13 protein-coding genes, 1 tRNA gene and 1 pseudogene are annotated in these 15,281 nt (G+C 72.0%); 3 read left to right on the top strand and 12 right to left on the bottom strand.

The window, feature by feature from the left end; genetic code table 11:
• Together RV983_RS15895 and RV983_RS15890 are read right to left on the bottom strand one after the other, a co-directional pair.
• Window positions 1-1,320, bottom strand: a complete 1,320-nt coding sequence (locus tag RV983_RS15895; protein WP_475986440.1) for a radical SAM protein — start codon at window positions 1,318-1,320, stop codon at window positions 1-3.
• 250 nt (window positions 1,321-1,570) lie between these two features.
• Entirely contained in the window at window positions 1,571-2,059 is a 489-nt protein-coding gene (locus RV983_RS15890; RefSeq protein ID WP_475986439.1) for a YajQ family cyclic di-GMP-binding protein, read from the bottom strand.
• Between the two features lie 188 nt (window positions 2,060-2,247).
• Here RV983_RS15890 and RV983_RS15885 point away from each other — a divergent pair.
• Window positions 2,248-2,329: transfer RNA gene (locus RV983_RS15885), tRNA-Tyr, on the top strand.
• A 735-nt stretch (window positions 2,330-3,064) separates the two neighbouring features.
• Window positions 3,065-5,020: a S9 family peptidase gene (locus tag RV983_RS15880; RefSeq protein WP_475986438.1), complete on the top strand. Its 1,956-nt coding sequence runs from the start codon at window positions 3,065-3,067 to the stop codon at window positions 5,018-5,020.
• Window positions 5,021-5,053: 33 nt separating this feature from the next.
• On the opposite strand, the gene RV983_RS15875 is transcribed toward RV983_RS15880, so the two are convergent.
• The 8 genes and pseudogenes from RV983_RS15875 to RV983_RS15840 all read right to left on the bottom strand — a co-directional run bounded on the left by RV983_RS15875 (window position 5,054) and on the right by RV983_RS15840 (window position 11,717).
• Window positions 5,054-5,836 carry a hypothetical protein gene (locus RV983_RS15875; RefSeq protein ID WP_475986437.1) on the bottom strand — a complete coding sequence of 261 codons (783 nt, stop codon included), beginning with the start codon at window positions 5,834-5,836 and terminating at the stop codon, window positions 5,054-5,056.
• The gene (locus tag RV983_RS15870; RefSeq protein ID WP_475986436.1) at window positions 5,833-6,390 is read right to left on the bottom strand and encodes a SigE family RNA polymerase sigma factor; all 558 of its coding nucleotides are present in this window, start codon (window positions 6,388-6,390) and stop codon (window positions 5,833-5,835) included. The genes RV983_RS15875 and RV983_RS15870 overlap by 4 nt, the downstream gene beginning before the upstream one ends.
• A gap of 31 nt (window positions 6,391-6,421) precedes the next feature.
• Window positions 6,422-7,126, bottom strand: coding sequence for a hypothetical protein (locus tag RV983_RS15865; RefSeq protein WP_475986435.1), 705 nt, complete (start codon window positions 7,124-7,126; stop codon window positions 6,422-6,424).
• A 273-nt stretch (window positions 7,127-7,399) separates the two neighbouring features.
• Complete coding sequence (locus RV983_RS15860) at window positions 7,400-7,942, bottom strand: hypothetical protein (protein WP_475986434.1); 543 nt, start codon at window positions 7,940-7,942, stop codon at window positions 7,400-7,402.
• 379 nt (window positions 7,943-8,321) lie between these two features.
• On the bottom strand, window positions 8,322-9,305 hold the full coding sequence (locus RV983_RS15855; protein ID WP_475986433.1) for an ABC-2 transporter permease: 984 nt from the start codon (window positions 9,303-9,305) through the stop codon (window positions 8,322-8,324).
• A gap of 129 nt (window positions 9,306-9,434) precedes the next feature.
• Window positions 9,435-10,148 carry an MmyB family transcriptional regulator gene (locus RV983_RS15850; RefSeq protein ID WP_475990337.1) on the bottom strand — a complete coding sequence of 238 codons (714 nt, stop codon included), beginning with the start codon at window positions 10,146-10,148 and terminating at the stop codon, window positions 9,435-9,437.
• A gap of 134 nt (window positions 10,149-10,282) precedes the next feature.
• Window positions 10,283-10,714 (bottom strand): annotated as a pseudogene (locus RV983_RS15845) (MarR family winged helix-turn-helix transcriptional regulator); the annotation flags it as partial.
• 79 nt (window positions 10,715-10,793) lie between these two features.
• Entirely contained in the window at window positions 10,794-11,717 is a 924-nt protein-coding gene (locus tag RV983_RS15840; RefSeq protein ID WP_475986432.1) for an antibiotic biosynthesis monooxygenase, read from the bottom strand.
• Window positions 11,718-11,870: 153 nt separating this feature from the next.
• Here RV983_RS15840 and RV983_RS15835 point away from each other — a divergent pair, with 153 nt between their 5' ends.
• Window positions 11,871-12,437 (top strand): nucleoside deaminase, encoded by a 567-nt coding sequence (locus RV983_RS15835; protein ID WP_475986431.1) that lies wholly within the window; start codon window positions 11,871-11,873, stop codon window positions 12,435-12,437.
• A gap of 69 nt (window positions 12,438-12,506) precedes the next feature.
• Here RV983_RS15835 and RV983_RS15830 read toward each other — a convergent pair whose 3' ends face one another.
• The gene (locus RV983_RS15830; RefSeq protein WP_475986430.1) at window positions 12,507-13,880 is read right to left on the bottom strand and encodes a Kelch repeat-containing protein; all 1,374 of its coding nucleotides are present in this window, start codon (window positions 13,878-13,880) and stop codon (window positions 12,507-12,509) included.
• Window positions 13,881-14,006: 126 nt separating this feature from the next.
• On the bottom strand, window positions 14,007-15,188 hold the full coding sequence (locus RV983_RS15825; protein WP_475986429.1) for a Kelch repeat-containing protein: 1,182 nt from the start codon (window positions 15,186-15,188) through the stop codon (window positions 14,007-14,009).
• Window positions 15,189-15,281: the final 93 nt, after the last annotated feature.

Genomic DNA, 15,281 nt, shown 5'->3' with positions numbered 1-15,281 from the left:
TCAGCCGACCTGGGCCGGGGCGGCGGGGATGCTGTCCATGAAGGAGCTGACGGAGAACACGGCGTTGCCGGGGCCGGCCGGACCGTACCCGGGCGGCGAGGACAGGCCGTACTCCTCCAGCGTCGCGCGGTACACGTCCAGCAGCCGGATGTGGTACTCCAGCGGCGCGCCCTCCGGGTTGGCCTTGCCGAGCGGCGTCGTCGGCTCGGGGCACCAGGTGGTGAAGCGCGGCGTGATGCCCCTCGACATGAAGAAGCGCAGGCCCTCGGCAGTGGAGTCGATCGCCTCGCCGACAGTGGCGAAGCCGAACGGCTCGGCCATCTCCACGCCGGCCACGAAGTTCGGGATCACATTGCGCGGCCCGAAGATCTCGGCGGAGTCCAGGATGCGCCGGTGCCACTCCTCGCGCCCGACGTGCTGCTCTTTGCCGGGGCAGTACAGCTCGAACAGCCGGGGGTCCCACACCTCGTAGTTGGGGTGGTAGATCTGCACGCCGTAGTCCTTGAAGCGCTGCACGTCCTCCTTGGGCAGCGCCTGGGCGACGACCTTGCCGATCCAGCGGCCGGGGAAGCGCTCCTCGATGGCCTTGGCGTAGTGCCCGTAGAAGTCGGCCTCGTCGCGCCCCGCCACCTTGCCGGTGATCGCGCCGCCGGTGAGGGTGTACGCGGTGGAGGTCCTCGCCGTGTCGTACTTGTCGATGATCTCCAGCGCCTCCAGCACCTCCTCGACCGGCTTCACGCCCGTATAGGGACGGCCGGCCGCCTTGTGCTGGCGCCAGTTGTGGTTGATGTCGCAGTACTGGCACTCCTGCTTGACGCCGAAGTACTGGCAGACGCGGAAGACCGTCAGGTAGACGAGATAGCCCCACTGGATCGTCGGCGCGACCTCCATCACCGACTTCCCGTTCTCCAGGGTGTGCCGGTAGTAGTCCGGCATCGGCGGCAGGCCCACGTCCGCGATGCGCACCCCGTCGAGGTAGAGCCCGAGCACCCCGCGGCCGCCGGCCTGCACCCGGTACGGAGACGCCGGGTTGACGCGGACGGACACCACGGTGCGGCGCAGGTCGTACGGGCCGCCGGTGAGCACGATCTCCTCGGGCGGCCGGTTCAGCGCGGCGGCGCCGAGCTCCGGCAGGGTGCGGTGGTCGAAGGAGAAGATGAAGTACGACTTCGGCTTCACGTCGCCGTCGTCACCACCGCTGAGCGCGGAATCGTCGAAGGCGATCCCGCCGCGCAGCAGGTCCTCCTTGATGACCGCTTCGCGTGGCACGTGCGGGAAGCGGCCCATCAGGTCTTCCACCACAGCGGTGCGGTTCTGCATTGCCCGGCTCCATCCTCGAGACGACTGCCCGGGTCCCACATGGGTGGTGGGCCCGAGGAGACCTTCAACGAACGACCCTACGCATGCCGGGGCGTTTCCGATGTCGCCCCTCCCGTTCACCTGGTGCCGGGTTCGTGGTGAAACCCGCCCAGACCCGCACGCCCCGTCGCGCCCGGCGGCCCCGACGACGCGTCGGCCTACGACAAAGGTCCCGGCCGCCTCCTCCGGCCGGGACCTCGGCGTGCCCGCGTCAGCGGTAGTTCACGAACTGCAGGGCGAAGTCCAGGTCCTTGCCCTTGAGCAGCGCGATGATCTCCTGCAGGTCGTCCCGGCTCTTCGAGCTCACCCGCAGCTCGTCCCCCTGCACCTGCGCCTTGACGCCCTTCGGGCCCTCATCGCGGATGATCTTGGCGACCTTCTTCGCGTTGTCCTGCGAGATGCCGTCCTCGATGGACGCGAAGATCTTGTACTCCTTGCCGGACAACTGGGGCTCGCCCGCGTCCAGCGCCTTCAGTGAGATCCCGCGCTTGACCAGCTTGGTCTCGAAGACGTCGAGGATCGCCTTGGCCCTCTCCTCCGAGTTGGCCTGCATCACGATCTTGTCCCCGGACCACGCGATCGAAGCGCCGACGTTCTTGAAGTCGTAGCGCTGCGAGATCTCCTTCGCGGCCTGGTTGAGGGCGTTGTCGACCTCCTGCCGCTCGACCTTCGAGACGATGTCGAAACTGGAGTCGGCCATCTTCTGTTGGCTCCTTGGCTCTGATCCGTCAGGTCCGCGACCCGCCACCGGGCCGCTCCCGCAAGCCTAGCCATCCGACCCGCCGGAGGCGCTGATCAATACGGTGGCGGAGCACCCCCGGGCATCGGGTATTGTTTACGACGTCGCCACGAGGACCACGCAGAACGGCCCCCTGGAGACACTTCCCAGGCGGTGTGCCCGAGTGGCCAATGGGAGCGGACTGTAAATCCGTCGGCTTAGCCTACCCAGGTTCGAATCCTGGCGCCGCCACAGTGGAAACACAGCCCCTGAACTGCGGAAACGCAGAGCAGGGGCTGTTTTGTCCGCTCCGGCGGGTGGGGGCTGCTGTCGCACGCCGTCCCCTTCGCGCACGCACTTGCGGGCCGCATGTGGAGCGCCGTGCCATTGACCGGCTCTTGGCCTGTACGCGGCGGGATCTACGGTGTGCGCATGTCCGGGACTTCGTGGTTCTTGCTGGATGATCCGGCGGATGAGTTGGAGCTCGAAGAGGCGGAGCTTGCGCTCGTTGCCAGGTTGCAGGAGCTGGCCCATGCCTGGGCGGTTCCACCCGCCGGAAGATGGGTCGGACGGTCCGAGGAGTACTCACTTCTCGTGCGCGTCACTCTGTGGGACCCGGAGCGTCGAGTGTCGCTGCTCAATACCGGCGTCCACGTGGCTGCAGGCTTCATGAAGGGCGACCGGCTTCACAGTCAGCTGCACTTCCTGCCGGACGAACCGACGGATCGTGCCGTTGAGACATTGGGCACTCCAGACGAACCAGCCGAGCGGGCAGCCTCCTGGTTCGAGGCCGTTCCGAGTAGGCCGTTGGCTCGGTACGGGTGGGTGCACGCGGAGCAGACCGCGCGCCGCCGCAGACCGTCCGTCCGACCGGGTTCGCTGACGGTGCCCCTGCCCGAACGCTATGAATGTCGAATGTCGAGTGCAGTCGGGCTGTCGCGGACGGATGGGGACGACGAGTTGACGGAGTCGAGGGAGTTGGCCGGGATGCCATCGGCATCACTGGCCGAGTTGATCGTGGACAGCGTCGTGCCACGGTTCCCGGTGGTCTCGCCGGACGGCCGTACGGTCGCCTATCTGGCGAGCACGCTGGGCGTCAGGGAGCGCCCTGCCAGCGCCCTGTGGCTGGCGGCCGCCGACGGGAGTTCGCCTTCCAGGCGGCTCAGCGAAGGCGTGGGGTGGTACGGCGCACCGCGCTGGGCGCCGGACTCGGCGTCGCTGTTCTTCACCTCGGGCGGACAGCTGCACCGCATACCCGTCGAGGGCGGGGAGGCGGAGGCCCTGACGTCCTGGCCGAGCGGGATCGCCGGCCAGTTGCCGCTCGCAGACGGCCGTACGGTCGCCGTGATAGCGCAGGACGAGCCGGACGCGGAGGACGAGCGCAGGGAGGCCGAGGGGGACGACGCCGTGGTGTGGGGCGAGCGGGTGTCCTGGGCGCGTCTGCGGCTGCTCGATCTGGCCAGTGGTGAGCTGCGCTTGGTGGAAGGACTGGGCGACCGGCATGTCGTGCAGATGGCGCAGCGGCCGGGCGGCGGCCCGCTGGCGGTGGTGAGTTGGTCCCACCCGGACATCGACCCCGGCATCCTCACTGCCGAGCTGCACGTGGTGGACCCCGAGACGGGGGCGGTGCACCACCTCGGCCCCGCGGGGCTGGACGCGTGCTCGCCTGCCTGGTGGGCCGCCGACGACGGCTGGCACCTGGCGTACCTGACGGCCACCCCTCCCGGCACCGTGGGCGGCCGCGCCGTCCTGGACGTCGCCGTCCCCGAGGCCGGCCAAGCCGCGGAGCACCGCAATCTGACGGCGGACATGGCCGTCTGCCCGACGGAACTGGTGCAGGCCGCCGACGGCCCGCCCTTGGCGCTGTTCGCCGACGGCCTGGACACCGCGCTGTTCCGGCTGGATCCCCGCGACCGGCGGTTCCGGCGAGTGTTCACCAGGCAGGGCATCGTCCACGCGCTCAGCGTGAGCGAGCCGGGCGGGACGATCGCCGTGCTGGCGGGCACGGCCCACGAGCCGAAGGACGTTCACGCCGGGCCTGCTGGAGGCCCGTTGGGCCGGGTCGGCGACACCAGGCCGCAACTGCGCGACGTCGCGTGGGGGAGCCAGGAGCGGCTGTCCTACAAGGCGTCCGACGGCCTGCCCCTGGACGGACTGCTGCTCCTGCCGCCCGGCCGGAGCCGCGAGGACGGCCCGTTCCCGCTCGTCACGCTCGTGCACGGCGGCCCGTACGCGCGGTACGCCGACGCGTTCCAGTTCCACATCGACCTGCCGCCGGGGCAGTGGCTCGCGAGCGCGGGCTATGCCGTCTTCCTGCCCAACCCGCGCGGCGGCGAGGGCCACGGCCACACCTTCGCGGCGATGGCGGCGGGGGCGGCCGGCGGCGCCGAGTGGACCGACATCACCGAGGGGATCGACCTGCTGATCGCGGAAGGCGTCGCGGATCCGGACCGGCTCGGGATCGGCGGCTGGAGCCATGGCGGATACCTGGCGGCATGGGCGGTGGGGCAGACCGACCGCTTCAAGGCCGCGGTGATGGGCGCCGGGATCAGCGACTGGGGCATGCTGGCCGCGACCGGTGACTGGGGCCCCGCCAACGAGTCCGGCGTCAGCGGCAGCGTCGGCTGGGAAGGGCCGGGACCGCACCCCCACGACCGGGTCAGCCCGGTGTCGTACGCATCGCGGATCCGCACCCCGGTGCTGATCCTGCACGGGGAGGAGGACACCAATGTGCCCGTGGGGCAGTCCGTCCTCTTCCACCGCGCGCTGCGGCACTTCGGTGTGGAGCACGAGTTCGTCACCTACCCGCGCGAGGGCCACATGATCGCCGAACGCGCGCACCAGCTCGACCTGCTCCGGCGCACCCGTGCGTGGTTCGACCGCCTGCTGGGCGGCCCCGGTCCGCAGGGGCGTCCGGTGGACGGGGGCGGCGGGCCGGCCTGACCCGGTACGCCGCGGGCGCCCTCGCGGACCCGCTCAGCGCCAGTCGGTCTGGTGGCCGAGCCGCTTGCCGCGGGCGTCGTACTCGTCGACCGAGGTGATGGTCTGCCCGTCGGCTATGGGCGCGGCCCAGGCGCCGTACCTGGTGCCGGGGACGGTGACCACGGCAGCCTTGGCCTGGCTGCCGTCGGAGAGGTGGACCACGCCGTAGGCGACCTCGGGCTCGGGGTTGGAGACGATCAGGCGGGTGCCGGTGGTGCCCTTGTCGCGCAGGCCCCACAGGCCCGTGCTCCCGCTGTTCTGGGGGTCGTTCGTGCCGGTGACGGGCTGACAGTCGGTCCAGGGGCCGCCCTGGTGGTCGATGCGCACTCCGCCGATGTACATGCGCTGGCAGAGCAGGGAGGTGCCGGGCGCGGTGCTGCCGTCGGGGAGGACGAGCCGGCTGTAGTCCTTGGGCAGGATGCGGTGGAACTCCAGTGCCACGGACCAGAGCTGACCGTCCGTCGTGCCCTGGGCGACACGGACGGTGACCGTGTCCGGCGTGCGAGGCGTTCCGGTGGCGGTGGGGCTCGCGGTGGGTGAGGCCGTGTGTGCCGGTCCGGCCGACGGGTGCGGACCGAGGTACGGCAGGGTCAGGGTGGCGGCGAGTACGCAGGCGGCTCCGGCCACCGCGACGCCGGCCGCGGCGCGGAGACGCCTCCTGCGGGTGCGCGCGACGGCCAGGATCCGCTCGACGGGTGGCGGGGACGAGGGGTGGCCCTCGCGTGACCGGGCGAAGGCGGCGCGCAGCCGTTCCTCCTGCTCGGGGTCGGGAGTCATCGTGCCTCCGCGGGGCGGCCGTGAGGACGGGGGTGGGCGAGCCTGGCGTCGCTGCGCAGTTTCGCCAGGGCCCGGGACGCCTGGCTCTTCACGGTGCCGACCGAGCAGCCGAGGACGTCGGCCACCTCCTCGGCGGACAGGTCCTCGCAGTAGCGCAGCACCACGACCGCCCGCTGGCGCTCGGGCAGTGCGGACAGCAGGCGGGCCAGGGCGTCGTTCCCCTCCACGCCGCCGACGCCCGCCCCGTCGTCCGGGACGGGGCGGGTGTCGGGCACGGAGGCGAGGAGGAGGTGGGCGATCCTGCGGCGGCGGTGCCGGCTGCGGTTGGTGTTGACCAGCGCACGCCGCACGTACTGCTCCGCGGACTCCGGCCGCAGCCGGCGCCAGTGCGGGTACACCCGTGCCAGCGTCGTCTGCACCAGGTCCTCCGCCTCGTGGAAGTCGCCGGTGAGCAGGTACGCGGTGTGCGTCAGGGATCGCCAGCGGGCGGCGACGAAGCGGGAGAACTCCGCGTCCGGTCCGCTGTCGGCGGTCCTGCGGTCACGTGGCTCCACGGCAGCAGGTGCCCGTCCTTCGCCTCGGTGGTCAGTGCCAGTAGGTGTCGTGGCTGAGCAGCTTGCCGCGGGCGTCGTACGCGTCGACCGCGTCGATCGTCTGCCCGTCGGCTATGGGCGCTGCCCAGGCGCGGTAACCGGTGCCGGGAACGGTGACGGTGTTCGCCCGCACCCGCGTGCCGTCGGAGAGGAACAGAACGCCGTAGGCGACCTCGGCCTCGGGGTTGGAGACCATCAGCCGGGTGCCGCTGGTGCCCTTGTCGTGCAGGCCCCACAGGCCCGTGCCGCCGCTGGCCTGGGAGTCGTGGGCCCCGGTGACGGCCTGGCAGTCGCTCCAGGGGCCGCCCTGGTGGTCGATGCGCACGCCGCCGATGTACATGCGCTGGCACAGCAGGGAGGTGCCGGGCACCGTGCTGCCGTCGGGGAGGGTGGGCAGCGTGTAGCCCTTGGGCAGGGTGCGGTGGAACTCCAGGGACACGGACCAGCGTTGGCCGTCCACCTGGCCCTTGCCGATCAGCTGGGTGACGACCCGCGGCGCCTGCCGGTGCGCGGTGGCGGTCCGCGGGGTGGCGACGGCGCCGGAAGCGGCGGCGGGCCCGGTGCCCCGGTGGTCGGCCGGACCCGAAGCGGCCGGGATCGACGGGGCCGCGATCGCGGAGGCGCCGAACGAGACCGCGCCGATCGCGGCCGCCATGACGGCGGCTACGCCGGCCTTCCTTGCAGAACTGAGTGCCATGGGGAGTTTCTCCTTGCAACCGGTGCCCGGCACCGCGCCGGGCGGTCCTCGACGGCCGGCGCGCTGGGCCCGCGCGCCGGCCTGCGGCGGCCACCGGGTGTGGTGGCCGCCGTGGGGACGTCCGTACTTAGGTACTCCCGAATGTGCGTGGAGGGTTGCATGCCGCGGAGGACGAAAGCGTTCTCCGCCCGGGCAGGGAGAGCCCCGGCCCGCACGAAGTCCGCCGGGAGCGGGGGAGTCGGGGACGGGAACGCCCGTCGACGGGGGCGGGGGCTATGCCCGCAGGGGGGTGTCGCCCGTCGGATCGGCGTAGAGGAGGCCGAGCAGGCCCTCGCGGTGGAGATCGGCGATGGGACCCAGCAGATCCGGGTGGCGCAGCAGGGGCGCCGCGCTGTGGTCACGGGGGCTGGGAATCGTCAGGCGGCGGGCGTCGCCCACGTCGGCGGAGCCGCCCGCGCCGTGGTCGGTCGCGGCCAGGCAGGCCGCCGCGGCCGCGGCGAGATCGACGTCGGCCAGCAGGCAGGCGGCCCAGCTGACGACGGTCTCGTCCACCCAGGTGCGCCAGACGTCGTCGTCCGCAGGCGGGTGGACGTCGGCGCCGGTGACGGCGTCCAGCCGGCCGGAGCCGCCGGGACCGAGCATGTCGAGCAGTTCGGCGTCGAGCGCGGTGGGGTAGCGGAGGGCGGCGGCGATGGTGGCCGCCTGCCACGCCTGGGCCTCGGCCAGGGCGTGGTTGAGCGGGCCGGCCGCCGGCGGGAACGCCGCGAGCAGCCAGCGCGTGGCGGCGCTGATGAATGGCGAGAGGTCAGTGGGCATCGTGAACCGTCCTTCACATGTGCCCGCCGTGGTCCTCTACCGGCGCGTCATTGCGGTCGCGAGCACTGGCGCGCCCACGAAGAGCGCGCCTGGCAGGCCAGCGTAGGACGGGCCTCCGGGGAGTCGACAGGACGTGGCTCACAACGCCCGTCGCCTCCTCCCGCCCCGCCCGGAACCGCCCGGAACCCGAATCCCCTCTCCGATGCGGCATTCCGGGCGCTTCGCCCGTACGGGGACCGCGTCCCGCAGCGCCCGCGACGTGGCGAAGGTCACCGGGTGCGTGCCACCGGATTTACGCCGGGCGGCGCGGAAAGGGGCCCCCTGTGAATTCCGGGAATCGCTGTTCCCGTCGGAGGGAATGCGCCGGCGCACCGGAGGATCATGCCTTCGGACGACGGCGGAAACGCCAGACCCAGAAGACCGCCGCGGCCAGGAGGGCCCAGCCGATGAGCACCAGGAACGGGAAAGCGTACTGGTGGCCGTAGAAGTAGATGGCGTTGTGCTGGGCGTTGACCGACGCCCCCGGCGGCAGCCAGCGCCCGATGGCCCCCAGCGGATGCGGCAGCAGCGGCCAGGACACCGCGCCGCCGGAGGACGGATTGCCGAGCAGGACCATCAGTGCCCAGGTCGGCAGGATCGCCCAGCGGCCGCAGAGGATGTGGAACATCGTGAAGACCAGGGCCGAGGTCACCATCGTCAGCGTCAGGATGCCCCAGGACTCCCAGAACGGCAGGCGCAGCACGTGCAGGCCCCAGTCCACGACGGCGCAGATCGCGAACCCGCCGAGCACCGAGAAGGCCAGGATCGCCGTGAGGCGCTCCAGCGGCCTCAGAGCCGGCGCGTGCAGGCTGAGCTGGCCGGACCCGACGAAGCCGATGATGATGGCGGCCAGGGTGATGTAGAAGATGGCGAGGCCCTGCGGGTCGCCCGGCTGCAGCGGTTTGAGGCTGGTGACGGTGAGCGGAACGCCTGCCTGCGCGGCGGCGCCGGGCGCCGCGGTCGCCAGGACCCGGGCCACCGAGGCACCGGCGGCCGGCACGAGTTCGAGGGTGACGCCCCTGCCGCCGGGCCCCGCCTGGAGCACGGCGAAGATGTGCTGCCGTTCCACGGCCGCGACGGCCGCCTCGCGCGTGGCGAAGCGCCGTTCCTCCAACTGGGTGCTGAGCCCGGCGTCCAGGCGTGCCACGAAGGTCCCCACCGCGGGCGCCTCGTCGACGACCCCGATCGGCACGCGGTGCGGCGTGGGATGCGCCATGGCGAAGCTGTACGAGCCGGCGAAGAGCCCGGCCATGACGGCCAGGATCGGAATGAGGACGAGCGCCGGCAGAAAGCGCGAACGGGCCGGCTCGCGTTCCGTGTTCATTCGCGCATCGCATCCTCCGCGATTCCGGCCGCTCCTTTTGCGCCCGGGTCCGGGATGCCTGTGCGCCACGCGGGCCCGGCGGGAACTTCCTTCCCGTGGAAAGGATGCGAAAGGCTGTCGTGAGTCAAATTACTGCCCGGATTCCGCGGTCGCCACCGCGACCGCGGGCCCCGGAGCCCCCTGGACCTGGCGCCCGGGTCCGCCCTGCGGGGCGCCGTCCCCGACGCGCCCGGACCACTGGAGGAGGAAGCGCAGGGCGTCGTACGACGGTGAGTCGGGCCGGGCGGTGTACGCCACCAGGAGCTGGTCCGGCGCGGTCGCGACGGACAGTTGCTGGACGTCCAGGGTGAGCCGGCCCACGACCGGATGGCGGTAGGTCGTGATGGGCTGCCGGGGTCCGCGCACCCGGTGCGTGTCCCACCAGGTGCGGAAGTCCGGGTCGCGCGGGAGCTCGTGCCGGCGTCCGAGGAGATCCGGGCGGTCACCGCCCTGGTTCCCGAGGGCGCGGCGGGTCAGAGCGTGTCGTGCAGCTCGCGGGCCCGGTCGGTGATCAGCGCGAGAGTGCGCTGGGTGGTGGCCAGGTCGGCGGGGTCGAGGTGGCCGTAGATGCGGTCGGTGACCTCGGCGAGGGCGTCGGTGATCTCGGTGTGGAGGGCGTCGCCCCGGGGGGTGGGGGAGAGGCCGCCGGAGGCGTCGGCGGTGACGAGCCCGGCGTCGGTGAGGCGGTCGGCGAGGGCGCGCAGGGTCTCGGGGGAGACGGCGCGGCTCCCGGTCAGCAGCCGCTCGAGACCGGGGCGGCCGAGCGCCTCGCCGTGGGTGGCCAGGGTGCGCAGCGCGACCCACTGGCCGAAGTCGAGTCCGTGCCGCTGGAGGAGGACGTCGAGCACGGCGCGGGTGGAGTAGTGGGCGCTGCCGATGTCCTGGCCGGTGAGTGGGGATGGCGTACGGGTCATGGAAGTGCTCCTGTTCCGGTCGTCGGTGCCGAGAAGGGCGTGCAGGGCGTTCGTGAGTTGGGCGGTGGGCGCGGCGCCCAGTCCCCCGAGGGGCGCGGTCAGTTCCTCGTGGAGCTCCCGTACGACGGCGACGGCCCGGACGGCCACGTCGGCGCCCTCGTCGGTGAGGGTGAGCTGGACCGCGCGGGCGTCGTCGGGGTGGGCGTCGCGGCGTACGAGGCCGGCGGCCTCCAGGGTGCGGACGAGCTTCGAGACGAAGATCGGCTCCAGGCCCGTGTGGTCGGCGAGCTCGCGCTGACTGGGCCGCCGGCCGTCCCGGGTCATGCCGTGCAGCGACGCCAGGAGCGAGTACTGCGCGTGGGTGAGGCCGAGCGGGCCGACCGCGCGGTCGATGGCGGCGCGCCACTTCATGGACAGCCGCCACACCAGGTAGCCGGGCGTGTAGTCGAGCTTCATGTCGAGTTAGTGTATGCGGACACTGTTTCCGTGGCTACTAAATATGCGTGGGCGGTACGGGCCGCGGAACGTTGCGGGGTCAGTGGGTCGTCAGCCCGAAGATCGTGATCAGCGCCGCCCAGCACAGCAGGACGACGCCGACACCGGTCAGCTGCACGCGCATCGTCCGGGAACGGCTCGGCGTCAGCCAGAAGGCCAGGGCGCGGTTGACCAGTGGCATGAGGAACCAGGTCAGGATCGCCACGCTCAGGCAGTTGCTGAAGAAGAGGCCGATGTAGCCGGGCAGTCCCAGGTCGCCGAACGCGTGACCGACGGTCAGATTCAGCACCGTGACGGTCGGGTAGAGCGCGAGGACCACGGACATGGCCTGCTTCCAATTGGGCGGGACCTCCTCGCCCGCCCGTTCCCCGAACCGGAACCATCCGCTGAAGGCGGAGGGGACCTTGCGTACGTCGTACGCGGTGAAGTAATTCCCGCCCTCTTTCAGGAGTCTCGCCCGCTCGTCGGACTCCAGCCACTCGTCGAGATGCCCGCGCGTGTCGAAACGGAACATGGCGACCCAGCGTTCCTGTACACCCTCGACCGGCTGGAAGAGTTCCGAGCCGCGAAATCCCGGGAATTTCTCCTGGGCTTTCAGCACCCGGCTCTGCCAATGGAGGAAATCCTTCTCGCGGCCTCGCCTGACGTCGTGCGAGACCACCGCGGTGACCGTGTCCTGCCGTACCGAGGCGCCGCCCCTGAGCACTTCCTGTGCCTGCGGCCCCTCGAAGAAGAGCTCCCCCTCCACCAGTAGTGACCTGCGACGTTCGCTGTCGAGCCATGAGGTCAACTGGTCGAGGCGGCCGAAGCGGAACACCACGACCCACTCGTTCGGGGAGTCGGTGCCCGGCGGGTAGACCTCCGTGCCCTCGAACCCGTCGAAGGTTTCGGCCGCCCGGGTCACTTTCTCCTGCCAGCGCTGGTAATCGTGGTCGCAGCCGGCCCGTACTTTCTGGGAGACCACGACGGTCGCGCTACCGCCCGAGGTATCGCGGCTTGCAGGAGCACCCATAGGGAGTAGTCTAGTTCACAAGGGACTTGAGGGAAAACGCTGCGAAAATGCCGTACGCGATACGGCGGAATTTTCTGGAGTTTGCCGGGCCCGGAGGTGTGCGACATGGGTGACAAGGAATTCCTCGCCGAAGCCGTGCGCCTCGCGGCGGAGTCGGTGGAGAACGGCTGGGGCGGCCCCTTCGGCGCCGTCATCACGCGCGACGGGCAGATCGTCGCCCGCGGGCAGAACCGGGTGCTCCTGACCGGAGACCCCACGGCCCACGCCGAAGTGGAGAGCATCCGCAAGGCCGTGGCCACCCTCAACCCGCTGGCGCCCTCCATCACGCAGGAGCACCAGAACGAGAGCACGCTCACCTACGTCGAACGCCCCGAGGGATCGCCCGATCCGGTCCCCGAACGCGCCTGCATGCTGATGGGCCACTCGATCTACATCAGCGGCGCTCCCTGCCCGATGTGCATGAGCGCCATCTACTGGTCGCGCATCGAGGCCGTCTACTACAGCTGCGACCTCAAGGCCACCCGCGAGATCGGCTTCGACGACGCCTACCAGTACGAGGACTTCACCAAGCCGCTCGAGGACCGGCGCATCGAGATCCGCCAGATCCACCCCGAGATGGGCGCCACCGCCTACCAGGCGTGGATGGACAAGGCGGACCGCCACGCCTACTGACGATGCGTCAGCCCTGGCGGCCTTCGGGCCGGCACCTTGAGGGGGTGCCGGCCCCGAAGGTTGTTCCCGTCAGCCCGGGAGGGGTCCGGAGCGGCTGGTGCCGGCGTCGTCCAGATCGTTCAGACGGGCGCCGTCCGGGCGGCCGGCTTGCTGCTGTCCGCCCCCCTGCTGGCGCCCGCCCCGCCAAGCGTCGTTCTTGCCGCCACCGCCACCGCCACCGCCACCGCCACCGTACGGACGCTCGCCCAGCGTGGGGCGGGCCGGCGGGAGTTCGTGCTTGATGGCGAGTGGGTCCGCCGTGTCCGTGGGGCGGAAAGGAGGGATCGTGGCGGTGAGTCCGCCGAGGGGGTAGAGACAGACGCCCTTCGAGGTCCTGGGGCATGCCGCGGACGCGACCGCCAGGCCGGAGCGGGGGGTCCGCAGCGGGGGCAGGGTCGCCCACGTATCGGCCGCCGGGCTGTACACCTGGACGGTGTCCAGGAGGCGGGGCTGCATGCCCACGCTCTGGACGCCGCCGAAGACGTAGAGGCACCGTCCACGCAGTCCGTCCGAGCAGGGCGCCGGCGCGACGGCGAAGCTGTCGCGGGCGGCGGGGAGTGGCTGCAGGTCGAGCCAGGCATTGGTAACGGGGCTGTAGACCTCGGCCGCCGTCAGGCTGGTCCCGGCGTCGTCCCGCCCGCCGAACGCGTACACGCACAGTCCGCGCAGCCCCGGCGCTTCGGGACACGGCGCGGAGGCGACGGCGAGCCCGGCGCGCGGCGTGGGCAGGTCATGCACCCTGGCCCAGGTGCCGGTGGCCGGACTGTAGGCCTCCACCGTGCCGACTGCCGCGTCCGTGTTCGTCTTGCCGCCGACGGCGTACACGCAGGCGCCGCGCAGCCCGTACCCCTCAGGGCATGGTGCGGGGGCCGCGCCCAGTTCGCTGCGGGGAGTGGGCAGCGGGGGGATGTCGATCCAGGTGTTGGCGGCCGGGTTGTAGGCCTCCACGGCGCCCACCACATCGCGATCGACGGAGCCGCCGATGGCGTATACGCACGTCCTCTTCTTCAACGCTTCCGGACACGGAGCGGCCTTGCCCGCCAGCCCCCTGCGCGCCGTGGGCAGCGGGGCCAGGGTGACCCAGGCGTTGGCGGCGGGACTGTACGCCTCGAGGCTGTGGGTCAGCCCTCCCGCGTCGACACCTCCGAAGGTGTACACGCAGGTCTGCCGCAAGCCCGGCGGGCAGGGTGCGGGCGCGGCGGCGAGGTCCGCGCGCGGGGTCTGCAGCGGGGGGATGTCCAGCCATACGCCATCCGCCGTCGCGCCTGTCGGTGCCAGCGCGAGAAGCGGGGCGAGCACCAGGCCGGCGAGCCCGGCCAGCCGTCGGCGGCGCCTGAGGGGGCCGGCCGGGGCGGCCGCGGACCCGGGTACAGACCCCGGCCCGGACCGTCGGATGCGCCTCATCGATTACCTCTTCCATGGCGGGGCACGGCTGTCGCCGCGCCCCCAAAGGGAGTTGCGGGGTACGTGCTCATGCAGAGGGAGCAGGAGGATGTGCCAAAGGGCGCTGGGGCGGGAGCGGTCGGCCGCTCATCCGCGAGGACCGCCGGGACCGCCGGGACCTTCGGGACGCTGCGGGTCGTGCTCGACCGCGAACGCCTCGGTCGCCCCGGTCGCCACGCCTCCGTTGTCGGGCAGCCCGCCCACGACGTACACGCAAGGGCTCGTGGAGTCCTTGGGGCAGGGCGCCACTGCGCCGGCCGTCCGCCGGTGCGGGGTGGGCAGCTGCGGCAGGGTGATCCAGGAGTCGGTGACAGGGCTGTACGCGTGGACGGCCCGGAAGGCCGGGTCCGATCCGCCGGCGACGTACACGCAGCCACCCGCCAGTCCGCCCGGGCAGGGCGCCGCGACCACGGCCGGGCGGTCGCCGTGGGATACCGGGAGCGGGTGGAGCGTCATCCACGCGTCCGTGACGGGGCTGTAGACCTCCACCGAGCCGTCACCGGCGCCGTCGATGGCGTACACGCAGCCGCCGTGCAGGCCCAGCCCGGGAGGACAGGGGGCGCCCACGGCGCCGAGGTCGGCACGGGCCACGGACAGGGGGTGCACGGTGGCCCAGGTCTCGGTGGCGGGGCTGTACGCCTCCACCGTGGTGAGGGGACCGCTTGCGTCCCGGCCGCCGAGTGCGTAGACGCAGGTGCCGCGGAGGCCGACCCCGGTGGGGCAGGGCGCCTTGGCCGCAGCGAGGTCCGTACGGGCGGTGGGCAGGTCCGTCAGGGTGGCCCAGGCGCCCGTGGTCGGGCTGTACGCCTCCACGGTGTCCAGCGGTCCCGTGTCGTCGGCCCCACCGATCGCGTACACGCACCCGTCCAGGAGCCGGCCGGGGCAGGGCGCCCCGCGCCCCGCGAGCCCTTCGCGCGGGGTGGGCAGCGGGGCCAGCGTGGCCCAGGCGTTGCTGGCGGGGCTGTAGGCCTCGAACTCATGGGGGAGGGTGGTGGGGGGAGGGTTGGCGCTGAGCCGCCCGCCGAACACGTACACGCACGCCTTCTGCAGTCCCCCCGGGCACGGCGCCGTCGCCGCCGCGTGGCCCGAACGGGCAGTGGGGATGGAGGGAAGTGTCAGCCACACGCCCTGGGCGGTCGCTCCGGTGGCGGACAGCGCCAGCAAGGGGGCGAGGGCCAGAACGGCGAACCGCCGCCAGCGATGGCGGCGGCCGGTGCGGGATATGCCGGGCGGAGTGTCGTCCCGACCCGATCGTTCAATACGCCTCATCGGACACCTCTTTCGTGCATGCCGCGGCGTTTCGCCACGACCGAAATGAGACTGATGAGGCCATTCAAGAGGCCGCCACGGGTGGTCGCTCAC

Source organism: Streptomyces sp. RLA123 (assembly GCF_056270165.1).
The sequence above is the reverse complement of the archived record's forward strand: the minus strand, read 5'-3'. Positions and strand labels throughout refer to the sequence as shown.

Bases quoted from the DNA above. Each gene is read 5' to 3' on its own strand.
- RV983_RS15875 (WP_475986437.1), bottom strand. From the start codon at position 5,836: ATGACTCCCGACCCCGAGCAGGAGGAACGGCTGCGCGCCGCCTTCGCC.
- RV983_RS15865 (WP_475986435.1), bottom strand. From the start codon at position 7,126: ATGGCACTCAGTTCTGCAAGGAAGGCCGGCGTAGCCGCCGTCATGGCG.
- RV983_RS15855 (WP_475986433.1), bottom strand. From the start codon at position 9,305: ATGAACACGGAACGCGAGCCGGCCCGTTCGCGCTTTCTGCCGGCGCTC.
- RV983_RS15860 (WP_475986434.1), bottom strand. From the start codon at position 7,942: ATGCCCACTGACCTCTCGCCATTCATCAGCGCCGCCACGCGCTGGCTG.
- RV983_RS15895 (WP_475986440.1), bottom strand. From the start codon at position 1,320: ATGCAGAACCGCACCGCTGTGGTGGAAGACCTGATGGGCCGCTTCCCG.
- RV983_RS15890 (WP_475986439.1), bottom strand. From the start codon at position 2,059: ATGGCCGACTCCAGTTTCGACATCGTCTCGAAGGTCGAGCGGCAGGAG.
- RV983_RS15835 (WP_475986431.1), top strand. From the start codon at position 11,871: ATGGGTGACAAGGAATTCCTCGCCGAAGCCGTGCGCCTCGCGGCGGAG.
- RV983_RS15880 (WP_475986438.1), top strand. From the start codon at position 3,065: ATGCCATCGGCATCACTGGCCGAGTTGATCGTGGACAGCGTCGTGCCA.
- RV983_RS15830 (WP_475986430.1), bottom strand. From the start codon at position 13,880: ATGAGGCGCATCCGACGGTCCGGGCCGGGGTCTGTACCCGGGTCCGCG.
- RV983_RS15825 (WP_475986429.1), bottom strand. From the start codon at position 15,188: ATGAGGCGTATTGAACGATCGGGTCGGGACGACACTCCGCCCGGCATA.